Consider the following 16219-nt stretch of genomic DNA (forward strand, 5'->3'; position numbering starts at 1 on the left):
TCTCCCGCGGCCGCGTGGTGGACGAAGAGGCGCTGTTGCGGGCCCTGCGCGAGCGGCGCATCCGTGGCGCCGGGCTGGACGTGTTCGTCCGCGAGCCGCTGCCGGCGGATTCGCCGCTGCTGCAACTGGACAACCTGGTGGCGACGCCGCACATCGGCTCGGCCACCGGGGATACCCGCGAGGCCATGGCCCGCTGCGCGGTCGACAACCTGCTGGCCGCGCTGGCCGGCGAGCGCCCGGCGAACCTGGTCAACCCCGGCGCCTGGGCCCGTCGATCCGGCTGAACCACCCCCCATGAGGCCGGTCCCACCCAGATGGACCCCCGTTGCCAAGGACACACTGCCATGTTCAAACCTGCCGCCCTGACCCTGTTGCTCTGCGCCAGCACCGGTCTGTTCGCCGGCCCGGCCGGCGCCGCCCAGTACTACGACCTGCTGGTCGGCACCTACACCGGTGCCGGCAGCCAGGGCATCTACCGTTACCGCTTCGACAGCGCCAATGGCCGGATCCAGGCCAGGCCGCTGCAGGTGGTGCCCAGCGAGAACCCCTCCTGGCTGACCCTGGGCCCCGACCAGACGCGCCTGTACGCCGTCAACGAGAACGGCCCCGGCGGCAGGGACGTGGTCGGCAAGGTCAGCACCTTCGCCATCGACCCGGCCAGCCACCAGCTGAGCCCGCTGAACCAGGTGGAAAGCCGCGGCGACGAGCCCACCCATTCCAGCCTGGCGGCCGGCGGAAGGCACCTGTTCGTGGCCAACTACGCGGTGCACCCCGACCCCGGCGGCAACCTCGCGGTGCTGGGCATCGACGAGCAGGGCCAGCTGACCGGGGTGGTGCAGCAGGAGCGCCACGGCGCCTCCCGCGTCAACCCCGAGCGCCAGGCCAGTAGCCACGTGCACTCGGTGGTGTCCGGGGTGGACGGGCGCCATGTGTACGTGCAGGACCTGGGGGCGGACAAGGTCTTCGTCTACCGCTACGACGCCGCCAACCGCGAGCACCCGCTGAGCCCGGCGCAGCCGCCGGCGGTGGAGCTGCCGCCGGGCAGCGGCCCGCGCCACCTGCTGTTCAGCCGCGACGGCCGCTACGCCTACCTGACCCTGGAGATGGCGGGGCAGATCGCCATGTTCGAGGTGCGCGACGGCCAGCTGCAGCGCAAGCAACTGGTGGACATGGCCGCCGGCCAGGACGCCGCGCACAAGGCCGCCGCCGCCGTGCACCTGTCGCCGGACGGGCGCTTCCTCTACGCCAGCAACCGCGGCAAGGCCAGCGAACTGCTGGTGTACGCGGTGGACCCGGCCAGCGGCCAGTTGAAGGAGCTGCAGCGGCTCCCGGTGGAAGGCGTCGAGCCGCGCGAGTTCAGCCTGGACCCCAGCGGCCGCTTCCTGCTGGTGGCCAACCAGAAGAGCAACCAGGTCGTGGTCATGCGCCGCGACCCGGCCAGCGGCAAGCTGGGCGAGACGCTGCAGAAGCTCGCCATCGATGCGCCTTCCGATCTGAAATTCCTGCGGTGAGGTTGGGGTGGTGATGACGTTAATCCGGCGTCATCCCGGGTGCGTAGGGCGCATAACCGTTCGCGGTTATCCGCCGTCGGCCGTGCCACCGGGACGTCCGGCGTGGCCGGTGAATCCAATCGCGGACAAAGTCCGCTCCTACGTCCGTGCTCCCCTGTAACCGTAGGGACTCCGTCCGCGATTCGGCGGATAACGCCGTAGGCGTTATGCGCCCTATGTAGACATATCCGCCGGTGAGCTTTCGATAGCCACCTATGCTTACCGACACGAACAACAGCCCCGCGCGCCCAGCACCACCGGCCGCAAAAGGGGCGAGAAGACCTACACGACCTGATTGACCTGTTGGAAAAAGGAGATACCCAGCCATGTCCAACGAAGACCCCAGCGCCGCGCAACCGGCGCGGCGCGAGTTCCTGCGCAAGTCCCTGATGCTGATCCCGGTGGCCACCCTGGCCGGCGCCGGGGTGGGCAACGTGGTGCTCGGCGAGCCGGCCCAGCCCGCGCCCACCCCGCAACCCGCCGCCGAGCCGGGGCAGGGTGGGGCGCGCGCCTACCAGCCGACCTTCTTCACCGCCCACGAATGGGCCTTCGTCCAGGCCGCCGTGGCCGTGCTCATCCCCACCGACGGGCTGGGGCCGGGGGCGGCGGACGCCGGCGTGCCGGAGTTCATCGACCGTCAGCTGAACACCCGCTACGGCAGCGGCGGGCTCTGGTACATGCAGGGGCCCTTCCGCCCGGACGCCCCGGCGGAGCTGGGCTACCAGCTCAAGCTCAGCCCGCAGGAGATCTACCGCCTGGGCATCCAGGAAACCGACGCCTGGTGCCAGGCGCAGTGGGGCAAGCCCTTCGCCGGACTGGACGCCGCGCAGCAACAGCAGGCGCTGGAGACCCTGGACGCCGGCAAGGCCGCGTTCCAGTCGGTGCCGGAGGCGACCTTCTTCGCCATGCTCTGGCTGAACACCCGCGAAGGCTTCTTCAGCGACCCGCTCCACGGCGGCAACCAGGGCCTGGCCGGCTGGAAGCTGATCGGCTTCCCCGGCGCCCGCGCCGATTTCATGGACTGGGTGGAGCGCGACGAGCGCTATCCCTTCCCCCCGGTTTCCATCAGCGGCGAGCGAGGTTGAGGCGATGGCCCAGGTATTGAAGAAAGTCGACGCGGTCATCGTCGGGTTCGGCTGGACCGGCGCCATCATGGCCAAGGAACTGACCGAGGCGGGCCTGCAGGTGGTGGCCCTGGAGCGCGGCCCGGCCCGCGACACCTACCCCGACGGCGTCTACCCGCAGACCATGGACGAGCTGACCTACAACTCGCGCAAGAAGCTGTTCATGGACATCTCCCGCGAGACGGTGACCCTGCGCCACGGCCTGAACGACATGGCCGTGCCCTACCGGCAGTTCGGCGCCTTCCTGCCCGGCACCGGCACCGGCGGGGCGGGGCTGCACTGGTCGGGCGTGCATTTCCGCGTCGACCCGGTGGAGCTGCGCCTGCGCAGCCACTACGAGGAACGCTACGGCAAGGCCTTCATCCCCGAGGGCATGACCATCCAGGACTTCGGCGTCGGCTACGACGAGCTGGAGCCGTACTTCGACTTCGCCGAGAAGGTCTTCGGCACCTCCGGCACGGCCTGGTCGGTCAAGGGCCAGGTGGTGGGCCGCGACAAGGGCGGCAACCCCTTCGCCGCCGACCGTTCCAGCGACTTCCCGCTGCCGGCGCAGAAGAACACCGTGTCCGCGCAGCTGTTCGAGAAGGCCGCCCGCGAGGTCGGCTACCACCCCTACAACCTGCCGTCGGCCAACACCTCCGGGCCCTACACCAACCCCTACGGCGTGCAGATGGGGCCGTGCAACTTCTGCGGCTTCTGCAGCGGCTACGCCTGCTACATGTACTCCAAGGCCTCGCCCAACGTGAACATCCTGCCGGCGCTGCGCCAGGTGCCGAACTTCGAGCTGCGCAACAACGCCCACGTGCTGCGGGTGAACCTCAACGCCGAGAAGGACCTGGCCACCGGCGTCACCTACGTCGACGCCCAGGGCCGCGAAGTGGAACAGCCGGCGGACCTGGTGATCCTCGGCGCCTTCCAGTTCAACAACGTGCGCCTGATGCTGCTCTCGGGCATCGGCAAGCCCTACGACCCGCTGAAGAACGAGGGCGTGGTGGGGCGCAACTTCGCCTTCCAGAACATCTCCACGGTGAGCGCCTTCTTCGACAAGGCCAGCCACCACACCAACCCCTTCATCGGCGCCGGCGGCAACGGCGTGGCGGTGGACGACTTCAACGCCGACAACTTCGACCACGGCCCCCACGGCTTCGTCGGCGGCTCGCCGTTCTGGGTCAACCAGGCCGGCACCAAGCCCATCGCCGGGGCCAAGGTGCCGCCGGGCACGCCCAAGTGGGGCAGCGCCTGGAAGGCCGCCCTGGCCGACAGCTACCGGCACATGCTGGCGATGGACACCCACGGCGCGCACCAGTCCTACCGCGACAACTACCTGGACCTCGACCCGGTCTACAAGGACGCCTACGGCCAGCCGCTGCTGCGCATGACCTTCGACTGGAAGGACAACGACGTGAAGATGAACCGCTTCATGGTCGCGCAGATGCGCAAGATCGCCGATGCCATGGGCGCCAAGGTGGTCACCGCGCCGATGAAGGAATTCGGCCAGCACTTCGACGCCACCGTGTACCAGACCACCCATCTCAACGGCGGGGCGATCATGGGCACCGACCCCAGGACCAGCGCGCTGAACCGCTACCTGCAGGTGTGGGACGTGCACAACGTGTTCGTGCCCGGCGCCTCGGCCTTCCCCCAGGGCCTGGGCTACAACCCCACCGGGCTGGTGGCGGCGCTGACCTACTGGTCGGCGCGGGCCATCCGCGAGGTCTACCTGAAGAACCCGGGCCCGCTGGTGCAGGCATAGGAGGCCGGAGCATGAAGAGATTCCCCATCGCCGCCCTGGCCCTGGCCGCCAGCACCGCGCTGCACGCCGCAGACGCCGCCGACCCGGCGCAGGTGAAGCAGGGCGAATACCTGGCCCGCGCCGGCGACTGCGTGGCCTGCCACACCGCCAAGGGCGGCCAGCCGTTCGCCGGCGGCCTGCCGATGGCGACGCCCATCGGCACCATTTACTCGACCAACATCACCCCGGACAAGACCGGCATCGGCAACTACAGCTACGAGGACTTCGAGCGCGCGGTGCGCCAGGGTATCGGCAAGGGTGGCAGCACCCTGTACCCGGCCATGCCCTACCCGTCCTACGCCCGCGTCAGCGACGAGGATATGCGCGCGCTCTACGCCTACTTCATGCACGGCGTGGCGCCGGTGGTGCAGGAGAACAAGGACAGCGACATCCCTTGGCCGCTGAGCATGCGCTGGCCGCTGGCGATCTGGCGCAACCTGTTCGCCCCGGAGGTGAAGCCCTTCGCGGCCGCCGGCAACGACCCGGCCGTGGCCCGCGGCGCCTACCTGGTGGAGGGCCTGGGCCACTGCGGCGCCTGCCATACGCCACGGGCACTGACCATGCAGGAGAAGGCGCTGAGCGCCGCCGACGGCCCGGCCTACCTGGCCGGCAGCGCGCCGCTGGAGGGCTGGATCGCCAAGAACCTGCGCGGCGACCACAAGGACGGCCTGGGCAGCTGGAGCGAGGCGGAGATCGTCGCCTTCCTCAAGACCGGGCGCACCGAGCGCACGGCGGTGTTCGGCGGCATGGGCGACGTGGTGGAGCACAGCATGCAGTACATGACCGATGCCGACCTCACGGCCATCGCCCGCTACCTCAAGACGCTGCCGCCGGTGAACCCGGACGACAAGCCGTTCCAGGAGGACCGCCAGGTCGCCGAGGCGCTGTGGAAGGGCGACGACGGCAAGGCCGGCGCCGCGCTCTACGTCGACAACTGCGCCGCCTGCCACCGCACCGACGGCAAGGGTTACGCCCGGGTGTTCCCGGCGCTGGCCGGCAACCCGGTGCTGCAGAGCGCGGACGCCACCTCGCTGATCCACATCGTGCTCGACGGCCACACCCTGCCGGCCACGGCGACGGCGCCGTCCACCTTCAGCATGCCCGGCTTCGCCTGGCGGCTGTCGGACCAGCAGGTGGCCGAGGTGGTCAACTTCATCCGCAGCAGCTGGGGCAACCAGGCCGAAGCGGTGGACGCCGGCCAGGTGAAGGCCCTGCGCAGCCAGCCCAGGCCGGAGTTGAAGGCGGCGACGCTGATCCGCGATACCACGGGGGCGCAGGAGGAACCGTAGGGCGCCACCGGTGGGGCCAATCGCGGACGGAGTCCGCTCCTACGAAAAGCGCTGCCAGCCGGTGATGTAGGAGCGGGCCCTGCCCGCGATTTCGCGCGCAGGGCGCGCTCCTACAGGGAAATACAGCGGTGGGGCCGCGTAGGAGCGGACTCCGTCCGCGATGGGGCTATCCGTGCCAGCGGAAATCATCGCGTTCGCCGGCAACTCCGGCGTAACCGGCGGGCTCTACGATTGCGCCTCATGCCGAACGGCTCCCTCTCCCGCTTGCGGGAGAGGGCGGGGGGAGAGGGCAAGCGGACTCCCCCCGACACTCCAGCCAACCCCCCTCTCAATACCTGGGCAACGACTGCACCCGCGGATCGATCTGCTGCCGGGGTATCTGCTGGCGGCTGGTGCGGTCCTTGCTGTCCGTCTGCTGCCCGGGGGTACAGTCCTGGCTGCTGCAGGCGGCCGTTCCCAGGGCCAGGGTGATCAGCGTGGCAAGCGGGAAAAGGAACTGCCGTCGCATGGCGAGCCCTCCGCGAAGGTGGTGCTTACAGCAAACACGCGAATACCCGCCGGCGCCTAAGCAGGCGACGAGCGGAGGGCCGGCCCGGCCGACCACCCATCCCCCTGTCGCCGTGGCCGGTGAACTCATCGTGCCGTTGCGCTGTCTGTCTGCTGTCGGCCCACCCGGGCGGCGGGCCAGGGCCTGCGCCACCCGGGTGACTGCGCTGCCCTGATTTCCCAGTTCGTAGCGTCCCTGACCATTTGCCTGGCCGGCTTTTTACCGCGCCCGCTCGCCGGGGTTCGTTTATCGCCATGTGAAGATTGCCCATGTCCCTATCCCGTCATTTCCCCGCCTCCGTATCCCTTCCCACCCGCGCCCTGGGCGCCTGCCTGCTGGGTGGCCTGCTGGCGGCCGGCGCCGCGGCGCAGGCCGAGGAGGGCGCCGGCAATGCGCGCTGGGTGAGCGACAGCCTGACGACCTACGTGCGCAGCGGCCCCACCGACGGCTACCGCATCGTCGGCATCCTGACCTCGGGGCAGAAGGTCGAGCTGCTGAACACCCAGGGCGACTACAGCCAGGTGCGCGCCGAGAGCGGCAACAGCGTCTGGATTCCCAGCCGCGACCTGCAGGACAAGCCCGGCCAGGCCGAGCGCTTGCCGCAGCTGGAACAGAAGGTGAGCGAGCTGAGCGCCGAACTGGCGGGCATCGACGACAGCTGGAAGAGCCGCGTGCAGGGCATGCAGGAAACCCTGGACTCGCGCAAGAAACTCATCGACGAGCTGCAGGCGGCCCGCGCCGGCCTCGACGACGAGCTCACCAAGGCCCGCTCCGAGCTGCGCGCGGCGCAGGCGCAGCTCGGCGACGAGAACAAGCAGGTGCTGATGCGCTACATGGCCTACGGCGGCAGCATCGCCGGCGCCGGCCTGCTGGTCGGGCTGATCCTGCCCACCCTGCTGCGGGTGCGGCGCAAGCGCAACGACCAGTGGATCTGAGGCGGCGGCGCCGCGCACGCTGCGTTGAGGCGCTGGAACCGGCCGCGATAACGGCTATGCGAAAGCCGTCTCAAGGCCGGCAGGGGGCGGCCAGCGCCCTGGCCTAGGCTTGCTCCGAGTCCGTTCGCAACGCCTTCTGCGCCGATGCGATGCCGCCTCCGGCCATGCCGGGGCGGTGCCGCGCAGGGGCTGGCCGACGGCTGACGGAGCATCGCAGCGCCTCCCTCTGCGCGGCCGCGGAGAAACGGCCCGCCGTCGTCTAGGCTGTCTGCAGGCCCTGTCGTCTCCCCATAGGGGGCCAGGCACAGACCGCGACCAGCACTGCAAGGAGACTCTCCCGTGAAAAACGCCGTCGTTTTCATCGGCAGGTGCGTGCTGGCCGGCCTGCTGGTCGTCCTGCCGATCTACCTGGCGCTCCTGCTGCTGCTCAAGGGCCTGGGTTCGGCCGGCCAGCTGGTGCGGCCCTTCACCCGGCTGCTGCCGGAGAGCCTGCCGGCCCAGGAGATTCTGTCCGTCCTGCTGGTGCTGGTGGTCTGCTTCGTCCTGGGGCTGGCCGTGCGTACTCGGCTGGGGCGGGCGGCCCGTGGCCGGCTGGAGACGTCGGTGTTCGGCAGGGTCCCGGGCTACGAGCTGCTGCGCAACCTGACGCTGCAGGTGGCGGGCGAGAAGAACGACGGCATCTGGAAGCCGGCGCTGGTGGAAATCGAGGAAGCGCTGGTGCCTGGCTTCATCATCGAGGCGTTCGAGGACGGCCGCTACACCGTGTTCGTGCCCTCGGTGCCGACGCCCTTCGCCGGTGCCGTCTACGTGCTGGACGGGCCCCGGGTGCACCCCATCGACGTGCCCTTCACCCAAGCGGTCAAGGTCATCACCAAATGGGGCTCGGGCGCCCGCGACCTGGTGCTGGCCATGGAGTCCGCCCGCGGCCGCGACGGCGCCCCGACGGCCGCGCCAGGCGAGCGCTGATTTCGCTTACAGCCGCCCGATCCGCATGTTGATGGGCCAGGCCACCGGCTGCCGGCTGGCGGGGTCGCCCCAGCGCTCGGCGAGGTCGGCCGCGAACCGCTGGAGCAGCTCCTCCCGCCCGGCCCCCCTGGCGCTACGCACCGCCGACCAGGTGGAGACGTAGCCGAGGAACGCGTCGAGGTTCCATTCCAGCCGGATGGCTATCGAAGGGCCCTCCAGCTCCGCGAAAGGAAAGTCGAGGGTGGCGTAGCCGCTGTCCACCAGCTTGCGTTCGGCGGGCCAGTAGGGGCCGATCTCGTTCCAGTAGAACTGTTCGAAGCGCGCCCCCAGCTCGCCCTCCAGGCGCAGCACGCCGTAGCTGACCAGCGCGAGCAGCGCGCCTGGCTTCGCCACCCGGCGAACCTCGCTGTAGAACCTGGGCAGGTCGAACCAGTGCGCAGCCTGGGCGGCGGTGACCAGGCTGGCGCTGTGGCTGGCCAGCGGCAATTCCTCGGCCCGGGCGCAGCCGTAGTGGACGTTCGCCTGCGGCGTGGCGTGGGCGATCTGGTCCGCACTCGGGTCGAACCCGAGCACCGCGCTGAAATGCGCGGCAAGCTGGCGGGTCAACTGGCCGTTGCCACAGCCGACATCGACCGCGAGAAACCGGTCGGGCGCCACCGAGGCCAGGTAGGTGGCAAGCTCCGGCGGGTACTCCGGCCTGAACTGCGCGTAGGCCTGGCCGCCCTGGTCGAACCAGTTCTTCGGTTCCGTGGTGGCGTCATTCATCGTGGGAGGCTCCCGTCGCGAGGTTTTGCTTGATGTGGCTCAGGCGTTGCGAAAAGCCCTGGCGCTGCAGTGCCCTGGCCGCGTCTTCCAGCACGCGGCGCAGTGGGTGGCCGATTTCCTCTTCGAGCTGTTCGATGGCCTCGAAGGTCGCGGCCCAGTGGGCATCCAGCTTGCCCAGCAGCGTCTTGCCGGCCGGCGTCAGGCGGATGACGCTCTTGCGGCCATCCTCGCCGCGCTGGCGGAAGATCACCCCGTCGGCCTCCATGTGGCCGACCGTCTGGCTGATGGCGCCCTGGGTCAGGTGGCTGCGCGCGGTGATCTCCGTGACCGTCTGCGCGCCGGCACGCAGGGCGCGCAGCACAGGGGTGTAGCGCGCCCGGTAGTCCAGGCCCATCTGCCGGTAATGTTCCTCGGCGCCCAGCTCCACCAGTTCCGACACATGGCGCAGCAGTTCGCCCAGGCCGGGCTCGTTCTTTCCGCTCATGGCGGGTCTCCCTGGAGGTTGGCGGCAAATTACATTAGCACTAATGGAATTTGCAAGCCGCCCGGATGCCCGCTCCGGCTCGGGCATCCGAACGGAACGCTTGACAGCACCCGGGTTTCTTGGCGAAATCTCCATCTATCTGTAAACGATTACATCAATAATCGTTTGCTCATTTCATTCGGCGTTTGCGTTCCAGGTGTGGAGGTTGGGCATGGGGCTCTGGGTAGGTATCTCGAAGGACGACCCGCAGGTTTTCGCCGGGTACCTGGCAATGCCGCCCAGGGGCTTCGGCCCGGGGCTGTTGCTGCTGCAGGAAATCTGGGGCGTGAACGGGCATGTCCGCGAGCTCGCGGAGCACTATGCGGCCGACGGCTATGTGGTGCTGGCGCCCGACATGTTCTGGCGGCAGAAGACGAGGGTGGAGCTGCCCTACGACGAGGCCGGCACCGCCCGGGCCTACGAACACCTGCGGGCGCTGGATTTCGCCGAGGCGCAGGCCGACCTGGATGCGGCAATCGCGTTCCTCGCCGGCTTGCCCTCGGTCGACGGCGGCATCGCCGCGCTGGGCTATTGCCTGGGCGGCCGCCTGGCGTTCCTGGCGGCCAGTGGCGGGAGGGTCCGGGCGGCGGTTTCCTACTACGGCAGCGGCCTCGGCCTGCACGCCGGCCAGTTGCGTTCGCTGCGCTGCCCGATGCTGTTCCACTTCGCCGAGCAGGACCACCTCATACCGCTGCCGGAGGCCCTGGAATGGCTTTCGCTGATTCCCCGGCCGACGCCGGTCGAGCACTTCGTGTATGCGGGGCGGCGCCACGGTTTCAACTGCCCCTACCGGCCGGCCTATGCGCAGCCCGACGCGGTACTGGCCAAGGGCAGGACCCTACAGTTCCTCGCCCGGCACCTGTGAGCCCCGAAGGGCATCGGTGCCACAGTGACGAGCGGCATGACGGAGTTCTTGCAAAGCGTTCTGTAATCGATTACAAATACTTCAACGGCTCCCAAGCTGGCTCAAGTCCAACAACAAATCTCTCGGGAGAAAGACGTGCGTGATATCTACGGTCGGGCTGCACTGAAAGCCTACGATTACGTGGTGGTGGGATCGGGCTCCGCAGGCAGTGTCATGGCGGCCCGCCTGGCGGAAGAGCAGGGCGTGAATGTGCTGCTGCTCGAGGCCGGCCCCTCCGACCAGAGCCTGTACATCCGCATGCCCGCGGCACTGGGCTTCCCGCTGATGAACGACAGGTTCAACTGGTACCTGCATTCCGAGCCCGAGGCCGGCCTGTGCGACCGCAGGATCTACGAGGCCCGCGGCCGGGTGCTGGGCGGCTCGTCCTCGATCAACGGCATGAACTGGGTGCGCGGCAACCCCTGGGACTACGACAACTGGGGCACCATGGGCCTGGAGGGCTGGAGCTACGCGCAGTGCCTGCCGTACTTCCGCAAGGCCGAGACCTTCGACAAGGGCGAGAGCGCCTACCGCGGCGGCAACGGCCCCATGAAGATCCAGACCTGCAAGGCGGAGAACCCGCTCTACCACGCCTTCCTGGAAGCGGGCGTGCAGGCCGGGCACAAGCACGTGGAGGACCATAACGCCTACCGCCAGGAAGGCGTGCACATCACCCAGCGCAACATCCACGACGGCATCCGCTGGAGCACCTCCCAGGCCTACCTGCACGCCAATACCGACCGCGAGCGCCTGCATGTGTGCGACCGCGCGCAGGTCACCCGCATCGAGTTCGCCGGCCGGCGCGCCGTTCGCGTGCACCTGCTGGCCAGCGGCGAGCCGCGCGTCGTCGAGGTCGGCCGCGAGGTCATCCTCTGCGCCGGCGCCATCCATTCGCCGCACCTGCTGATGCTCTCCGGCGTGGGCGAGGCCAGCCACCTGGAACGCTTCGGCATCAAGGTGGTCGCCGACCTGCCCGGGGTGGGCAAGGGCATGAAGGACCATATCGCCGCGCCCGTGCAGTACCGCGCCACCCAGAACGTATCGATCGCCAAGGACCTGGGCCTGCTGGGCAAGGCCAAGCTCGGCCTGCTCTGGCAACTGTTCAAGAAGGGCATGGGCGCGACCAACTTCTTCGAGGTCGGGGCCTTCATCCGCACCGACGAGTCGATCAAGGTGCCCAACGTTCAGTTCGAGTTCATCCCGATGCTGGGTGAGTTCCAGCACGGCAGCGTCAAGCTGGAGAACGGCTTCCAGTACTTCTTCAGCCTGATGCGCCCGACCAGCACCGGCTCGGTCTGGCTGGGCAGCGCGAACCCACTGGAGGCGCCGAAGTTCAGCTTCAACTTCCTCTCCACCAAGCAGGACCGCGCCGAAGCCATCGCCGCCGTGAAGGCGATCCGCCACGTCGTCTCGCAACCGGCCTGGGACCCGTACCGCGGCGAGGAAGTCACCCCCGGCGCGGCGACCCAGAGCGACGCCGAGATTCTGGCCATGCTCCGCCAGCTGGCCGGCACCAACTACCACCCATGCTGTTCGCTGCGCATGGGCAACGACGACCAGAGCGTGGTGAACGCCTGGGGGCAGGTCCACGAGCTGGACAACCTGCGCGTGGTCGACGCCTCGATCATGCCGGAGATCGTCAGCGGCAACCTGAACGCGCCGGTGATCATGATGGCCGAGAAGATCGCTGACCACGTCCGTGGCCGCCCGCAGCTCGCGCGCGAGGTCGCCGACTACTACAAGGTGGCCTGAACCGGTTGTTGCGCGGGTAGCAAGGCTCCCGCGCCCAACGAGAAACAACGACAGCAGTATGTGCCTGCGGTGCAGTGGAGAGGGAGCGTGACTCCCTTGTTTTTCGGTCAGGAATGAAAACGTTTACTTGGCCGTGCCGCACAAAGTGCAACAACCCATACCAGTGAGGTGACAGCAATGACCGATTCGAGCAACGCACAGAAGGTCCAGGCCGCCGGCAAGGGCGTCGTCTACTACTTCAACCGCGACAGCGAAGTCAGCTACTGGCAGCCCAAGCCCGCCAACGGCCACGTCTCCGTCTGCGTTTCGCCGGGCCTGACGAAGATGGAGCGCGACCTGTCCATGGGCACCCAGACCCTGCCGCCGGGCGGCCGCGTGCGCGAGCATGCGCATCCGGCCAACGAGGAGATCCTGCATTTCATCTCCGGCCGGGGCAAAGCCGTGATCGACGGCGAGGCGTACGTCCTGGAGCCGGGCGTGACCGTCTTCCTGGGCAAGCACAACTCCCACACCTTCATCAACGACGGCGACGCCGACCTGCACTGGGTCTGGTTCATGACCCCCAGCGGCCTGGAGAACTTCTTCCGCGACATCGGCCGCCCGCGCCGCAACGGCGACCCGGCCCCCGAACCCTTCGAGCGCCCGAGCGACATCGAGCGCATCGAAGGCAAGGAGAACGGCGTGTTCTCCTACACCAGGAACTGAGCGCGCGGCCATGGCAAACGAAGTCTTCGCGCTCGACCAGGGGCAGGGCAGGGCGGTGCTGCTGGTCGCCGGGCTCGGCGGGCAGGCCGCCTTCTGGCAGCCGACGGTCGCCGAGCTGAGCGGCACCCATCGCGTCATCACCTTCGACCACCCGGGTGTGGGCGGCAGCACGCTGGACGGCACGCCGACCATCCCGGGCATCGTCGAGGCCGCGCTGCGCCTGCTGGACCAGCGGGACCTGGAGAGCGTCCATGTCGTCGGGCACTCCACCGGTTCCCTGGTGGCCCAGAGCCTGGCGCTGGACCACCCGCAGCGGGTGAAGAGCATCGTGCTGAGCAGCGGCTGGGCGCAGCCGGACAAGCGTTTCGAAGACTTCTTCGCCTACCGCAAGCTGCTTCTCGAACGCCTGGGCGGGGCGGCCTACACGGCGCTGACGCGCCTGGTGGCCTACCCGTCCGAGTGGTACGGCGAGCATTTCGCCGTGGCCCAGGCCCTGGACTTCGAGGCGCCGTCGGCGGTGGACGTGCCGATGGTCGCCGCACGCATCGACATGCTGCTCGGCTACAGCCGCAAGGCGGAGCTGGCGGACATCCGCCGCCCGACCCTCGTGGTCGGCGCCGCCGACGACTACGTCATCCCCTACCACCACGCCCAGGAACTCGCCGGGCTCATTCCCGGCGCGAGCCTGCGGGAACTCAGTGGCGGGCACTTCACACCGGTTACCCGAACCACCGGGTTCGCCGCGCTGCTGCGCGATTTCTGGGAGGCACAAGCATGAGCACTCGACCCATTTCCCGTGTCGGCATCATCGGCCTGGGCGCCATCGGCAAGCGGGTGCTCGATGCCCTGCAGCGCGACCACCTGCCCGCGGCGGCCTACGCGGCCATCGACCATGCCGCGCACCCCGAGGCGTTCGTTCGCGAGCACCGCCTGGAGGTGTTCGATGACGTCCGCCGGCTGATCGCCTGGAAGCCCGACCTGGTGGTCGAGTGCGCCGGCCACTCGGCCGTGGTGGAAACCGTGCCGACCCTGCTGCGCGCCGGCGTCGACGTGGTGATCGCCTCCATCGGCGCGCTGGCCGACAAGTCCATCAGCGACGCGCTGGACGCGGCGGCCCACGCCGGCAATGCCCGGCTGATCCTGGTCTCCGGCGCCATCGGCGGCCTGGACGCGCTGCGTTCGGCGCGCGCCGCGGGGCTCGACAAGGTCGTCTACGTCGGCCGCAAGCCGCCGCGCGCCTGGGCCGGCTCGCCGGCGGAAGAGGCGTTCGACCTGGGCGCCATCAGCCAGCCGACCACCATCTTCCGCGGCAGCGCCGCCGAGGCGTCCATCCGCTTTCCGAAGAACGCCAACGTCACCGCGGCGGTGGCCCTCTCCGGTGTGGGCTTCGAAGCCACCCAGGTCGAGCTGGTCGCCGACCCGGGCGTGGACCGCAACGTCCACGAGGTACAGGCCGCCGGCTCCTTCGGTGACCTGAGCATCCGCCTGGCCAACAACCCCTTGCCCGACAACCCCCGTACTTCCTGGCTGGCCGCCCTGAGCATCGAAGAGGCCGTCAGCAAGCAACTGCAATCCCTGGTTTTCTGAGGAACCAACGCATGAAACTGCAGAACAAGGTCGCACTCATCACCGGCGCCGGCGCCGGTATCGGCGAAGCCACCGCCGTTCTTTTCGCCGAGCAGGGCGCCAGGGTGGTCCTGGCCGACCGAAACTACGCGCTGGCGGCCGCCGTCGCCGAGCGTATCGGCAACGCCGCCTTCGCGCTGGAAGTGGACGTGGCCAAGGCCGAGCAGGTCCAGGCCATGGTGGAAAGGACCGTGGAGCATTTCGGTGGCCTCGACATCCTGGTCAACAACGCCGGCTTCGGCTGCCTGGGCACGGTGGTGAGCCTCGACGAGGATGCCTGGGACAGCGTCATCGACGTGAACCTCAAGGGCGTGTACCTGTGCTCGAAGTACGCGATCCCCGAACTGGTCAAGCGCGGCGGCGGCGCCGTGGTGAACCTGGCCTCGACCATCTCCGTGGTCGGCATCAAGGACCGCGCGGCCTACGTCGCCGCCAAGGGGGGCGTCGCTGCGCTGACCCGCGCCATGGCGCTGGACCATTCGGCCGAAGGCATCCGCGTGAACAGCGTGGCGCCGGGGGTGATCAACTCCAGCTACTACGACAGGATGTTCCAACAGGTGCCGGACCCGGAAGCCTTCCGCAAGGCGCTGGAGGCGCGTTCGCCGCTGAACAGGATGGGCGACCCGATCGACATCGCCAACATGATCCTGTTCCTGGCCTCGGACGATTCGAAGTTCGCCACCGGCGCGATGTTCACCGTCGATGGCGGCTACACCGCCTGGTGACCCGGCCATGATCCATGAACTGCGCGAATATCGGCTCCTGCCGGATAAATGGCCCCTGTACCTCGACCTGTTCAGGCGGGTCTGCATGCCGTTGCGGGGCGAGGCCTTCGGCCGGCTGCGGGGTACCTGGCTGGAGCAGGACAGCCGCCAGGTGCGTTTCTTCCACCTGTGGGAGTACGAATCCCTGGATGAGCGCGCCCGGCTGCGGCAGGCCCTGGCGGAAAAGCCCGCCTGGCGCGAGGAGTTCCTCGCTCAGGCGGCGCCGCAGATCCACCGCCAGCACCTGCGGGTGCTCCACCCCCAGCGGGTGGCGGAGGAGCTGATGGCGGGGGGGCATGACCAGCACCTGGTGCGCTATGGATGCGACGTGGGCCGCGTGAATGCGGTGCGTGCGGAGCTCGAGGACCTTTGCGACGCGACGACCTCGATCTGGACGATGGAGTTTCCCGACCCCAACCAGGTGCTGACCCTGTCTGCTTGCGCCGAGATCGAATTCTCCGCCGAGGCGCGCCGCAGCCTGCAGTCCGTGGAGATCACGCGCCTGAAGCCGCTGGTCATCTGAAGTATGAAAACGCCGAGGGCATCGTGTCGGCGTCTTCCTTTCCGTGCTTTGGGTTCCCGGCCGATTCTTCTTGTCGGCCGTCGGTCCGGGAACCTGTTTTCCATGAGTTGCTCCCCTTGGGGCACGGGTTTCAGTAACGCGCGCCGGAGGGATGTTACCGAATTAAACGCAGCTGCCGCCGGTGACGCTGTCGGCGGCCTGTTCCGGCCACCTGGATTGCGCTTGAAAGCCCCGCTCCAGAGGACTCTGTTGCGGGGTCGAAGCCTGGCCTCGGGCCACCTGGACAGGTGGCATGAAAGCTGAATGTAAACCTTTACATAGGGAGCATTACCCGCAAGGTAGCAACCCCGTGGCAGGAGAGGAGGGCCTGCCTCGGGGGGAGGGATTCTGTATGATTTTTCGCCAAAAAATGTAAAGGATTACATTCGTGGACGAATCAACGGCGGCCCGGTAT

At 68.6% G+C, this 16219-nt stretch carries 17 protein-coding genes; 14 read left to right on the plus strand and 3 right to left on the minus strand.

What is annotated here, in order from left to right; translation table 11 throughout:
• The 5 genes from DK254_RS20610 to DK254_RS20630 form a co-directional block, all read left to right on the plus strand.
• On the plus strand, positions 1 to 284 hold a 284-nt coding region (locus DK254_RS20610; protein ID WP_305888134.1), incomplete at its 5' end, for a 2-hydroxyacid dehydrogenase.
• A 60-nt stretch (positions 285 to 344) separates the two neighbouring features.
• The gene (locus DK254_RS20615; protein ID WP_109935259.1) at positions 345 to 1511 is read left to right on the plus strand and encodes a lactonase family protein; all 1167 of its coding nucleotides are present in this window, start codon (positions 345 to 347) and stop codon (positions 1509 to 1511) included.
• Positions 1512 to 1876: 365 nt separating this feature from the next.
• Positions 1877 to 2635 (plus strand): gluconate 2-dehydrogenase subunit 3 family protein, encoded by a 759-nt coding sequence (locus DK254_RS20620; RefSeq protein ID WP_109935260.1) that lies wholly within the window; start codon positions 1877 to 1879, stop codon positions 2633 to 2635.
• Positions 2636 to 2639: 4 nt separating this feature from the next.
• A complete protein-coding gene (locus DK254_RS20625; protein ID WP_109935261.1) occupies positions 2640 to 4427 on the plus strand; it encodes a GMC family oxidoreductase in 1788 nt (595 codons plus the stop codon).
• Positions 4428 to 4438: 11 nt separating this feature from the next.
• The gene (locus tag DK254_RS20630; RefSeq protein ID WP_109935262.1) at positions 4439 to 5755 is read left to right on the plus strand and encodes a cytochrome c; all 1317 of its coding nucleotides are present in this window, start codon (positions 4439 to 4441) and stop codon (positions 5753 to 5755) included.
• 328 nt (positions 5756 to 6083) lie between these two features.
• Here the strand turns inward: DK254_RS20630 and DK254_RS20635 are convergent, their stop codons facing one another.
• Complete coding sequence (locus tag DK254_RS20635) at positions 6084 to 6263, minus strand: hypothetical protein (protein WP_089392371.1); 180 nt, start codon at positions 6261 to 6263, stop codon at positions 6084 to 6086.
• Between the two features lie 308 nt (positions 6264 to 6571).
• Between DK254_RS20635 and DK254_RS20640 the strand changes: the two genes are divergently transcribed.
• Together DK254_RS20640 and DK254_RS20645 are read left to right on the plus strand one after the other, a co-directional pair.
• Complete coding sequence (locus DK254_RS20640; RefSeq protein ID WP_109935263.1) at positions 6572 to 7237, plus strand: TIGR04211 family SH3 domain-containing protein; 666 nt, start codon at positions 6572 to 6574, stop codon at positions 7235 to 7237.
• Between the two features lie 339 nt (positions 7238 to 7576).
• On the plus strand, positions 7577 to 8203 hold the full coding sequence (locus DK254_RS20645; RefSeq protein ID WP_109935264.1) for a DUF502 domain-containing protein: 627 nt from the start codon (positions 7577 to 7579) through the stop codon (positions 8201 to 8203).
• Between the two features lie 6 nt (positions 8204 to 8209).
• Here DK254_RS20645 and DK254_RS20650 read toward each other — a convergent pair whose 3' ends face one another.
• Positions 8210 to 8968 (minus strand): class I SAM-dependent methyltransferase, encoded by a 759-nt coding sequence (locus DK254_RS20650; RefSeq protein ID WP_109935265.1) that lies wholly within the window; start codon positions 8966 to 8968, stop codon positions 8210 to 8212.
• On the minus strand, positions 8961 to 9452 hold the full coding sequence (locus DK254_RS20655; protein ID WP_109935266.1) for a MarR family winged helix-turn-helix transcriptional regulator: 492 nt from the start codon (positions 9450 to 9452) through the stop codon (positions 8961 to 8963). The genes DK254_RS20650 and DK254_RS20655 overlap by 8 nt, the downstream gene beginning before the upstream one ends.
• Before the next feature lie 211 nt (positions 9453 to 9663).
• Between DK254_RS20655 and DK254_RS20660 the strand changes: the two genes are divergently transcribed.
• From DK254_RS20660 to DK254_RS20690, 7 genes are all read left to right on the plus strand, one after another.
• Complete coding sequence (locus DK254_RS20660; RefSeq protein ID WP_109935267.1) at positions 9664 to 10356, plus strand: dienelactone hydrolase family protein; 693 nt, start codon at positions 9664 to 9666, stop codon at positions 10354 to 10356.
• 135 nt (positions 10357 to 10491) lie between these two features.
• Positions 10492 to 12147 (plus strand): choline dehydrogenase, encoded by a 1656-nt coding sequence (locus tag DK254_RS20665; protein WP_109935268.1) that lies wholly within the window; start codon positions 10492 to 10494, stop codon positions 12145 to 12147.
• 177 nt (positions 12148 to 12324) lie between these two features.
• Positions 12325 to 12852, plus strand: a complete 528-nt coding sequence (locus DK254_RS20670; RefSeq protein WP_109935269.1) for a cupin domain-containing protein — start codon at positions 12325 to 12327, stop codon at positions 12850 to 12852.
• Between the two features lie 10 nt (positions 12853 to 12862).
• Complete coding sequence (locus tag DK254_RS20675; protein WP_109935270.1) at positions 12863 to 13630, plus strand: alpha/beta fold hydrolase; 768 nt, start codon at positions 12863 to 12865, stop codon at positions 13628 to 13630.
• Positions 13627 to 14439: an aspartate dehydrogenase gene (locus DK254_RS20680; protein WP_109935271.1), complete on the plus strand. Its 813-nt coding sequence runs from the start codon at positions 13627 to 13629 to the stop codon at positions 14437 to 14439. Before DK254_RS20675 ends, DK254_RS20680 begins: the two co-directional genes overlap by 4 nt.
• A gap of 11 nt (positions 14440 to 14450) precedes the next feature.
• A complete protein-coding gene (locus DK254_RS20685) occupies positions 14451 to 15203 on the plus strand; it encodes an SDR family oxidoreductase (protein ID WP_109935272.1) in 753 nt (250 codons plus the stop codon).
• A gap of 7 nt (positions 15204 to 15210) precedes the next feature.
• Complete coding sequence (locus DK254_RS20690) at positions 15211 to 15765, plus strand: NIPSNAP family protein (RefSeq protein ID WP_158546428.1); 555 nt, start codon at positions 15211 to 15213, stop codon at positions 15763 to 15765.
• Positions 15766 to 16219: the final 454 nt, after the last annotated feature.

Source organism: Pseudomonas sp. RW407 (assembly GCF_003176655.1).
Taxonomy (GTDB): Bacteria; Pseudomonadota; Gammaproteobacteria; order Pseudomonadales; family Pseudomonadaceae; genus Pseudomonas; species Pseudomonas delhiensis.

What these genes read in the sequence shown, in the direction of transcription:
- DK254_RS20640 (WP_109935263.1), top strand. Translation starts at nt 6,572, where the DNA reads ATGTCCCTATCCCGTCATTTCCCCGCCTCCGTATCCCTTCCCACCCGC.
- DK254_RS20680 (WP_109935271.1), top strand. Translation starts at nt 13,627, where the DNA reads ATGAGCACTCGACCCATTTCCCGTGTCGGCATCATCGGCCTGGGCGCC.
- DK254_RS20675 (WP_109935270.1), top strand. Translation starts at nt 12,863, where the DNA reads ATGGCAAACGAAGTCTTCGCGCTCGACCAGGGGCAGGGCAGGGCGGTG.
- DK254_RS20650 (WP_109935265.1), bottom strand. Translation starts at nt 8,968, where the DNA reads ATGAATGACGCCACCACGGAACCGAAGAACTGGTTCGACCAGGGCGGC.
- DK254_RS20655 (WP_109935266.1), bottom strand. Translation starts at nt 9,452, where the DNA reads ATGAGCGGAAAGAACGAGCCCGGCCTGGGCGAACTGCTGCGCCATGTG.
- DK254_RS20620 (WP_109935260.1), top strand. Translation starts at nt 1,877, where the DNA reads ATGTCCAACGAAGACCCCAGCGCCGCGCAACCGGCGCGGCGCGAGTTC.
- DK254_RS20685 (WP_109935272.1), top strand. Translation starts at nt 14,451, where the DNA reads ATGAAACTGCAGAACAAGGTCGCACTCATCACCGGCGCCGGCGCCGGT.
- DK254_RS20625 (WP_109935261.1), top strand. Translation starts at nt 2,640, where the DNA reads ATGGCCCAGGTATTGAAGAAAGTCGACGCGGTCATCGTCGGGTTCGGC.
- DK254_RS20615 (WP_109935259.1), top strand. Translation starts at nt 345, where the DNA reads ATGTTCAAACCTGCCGCCCTGACCCTGTTGCTCTGCGCCAGCACCGGT.
- DK254_RS20635 (WP_089392371.1), bottom strand. Translation starts at nt 6,263, where the DNA reads ATGCGACGGCAGTTCCTTTTCCCGCTTGCCACGCTGATCACCCTGGCC.
- DK254_RS20630 (WP_109935262.1), top strand. Translation starts at nt 4,439, where the DNA reads ATGAAGAGATTCCCCATCGCCGCCCTGGCCCTGGCCGCCAGCACCGCG.
- DK254_RS20660 (WP_109935267.1), top strand. Translation starts at nt 9,664, where the DNA reads ATGGGGCTCTGGGTAGGTATCTCGAAGGACGACCCGCAGGTTTTCGCC.
- DK254_RS20670 (WP_109935269.1), top strand. Translation starts at nt 12,325, where the DNA reads ATGACCGATTCGAGCAACGCACAGAAGGTCCAGGCCGCCGGCAAGGGC.
- DK254_RS20690 (WP_158546428.1), top strand. Translation starts at nt 15,211, where the DNA reads ATGATCCATGAACTGCGCGAATATCGGCTCCTGCCGGATAAATGGCCC.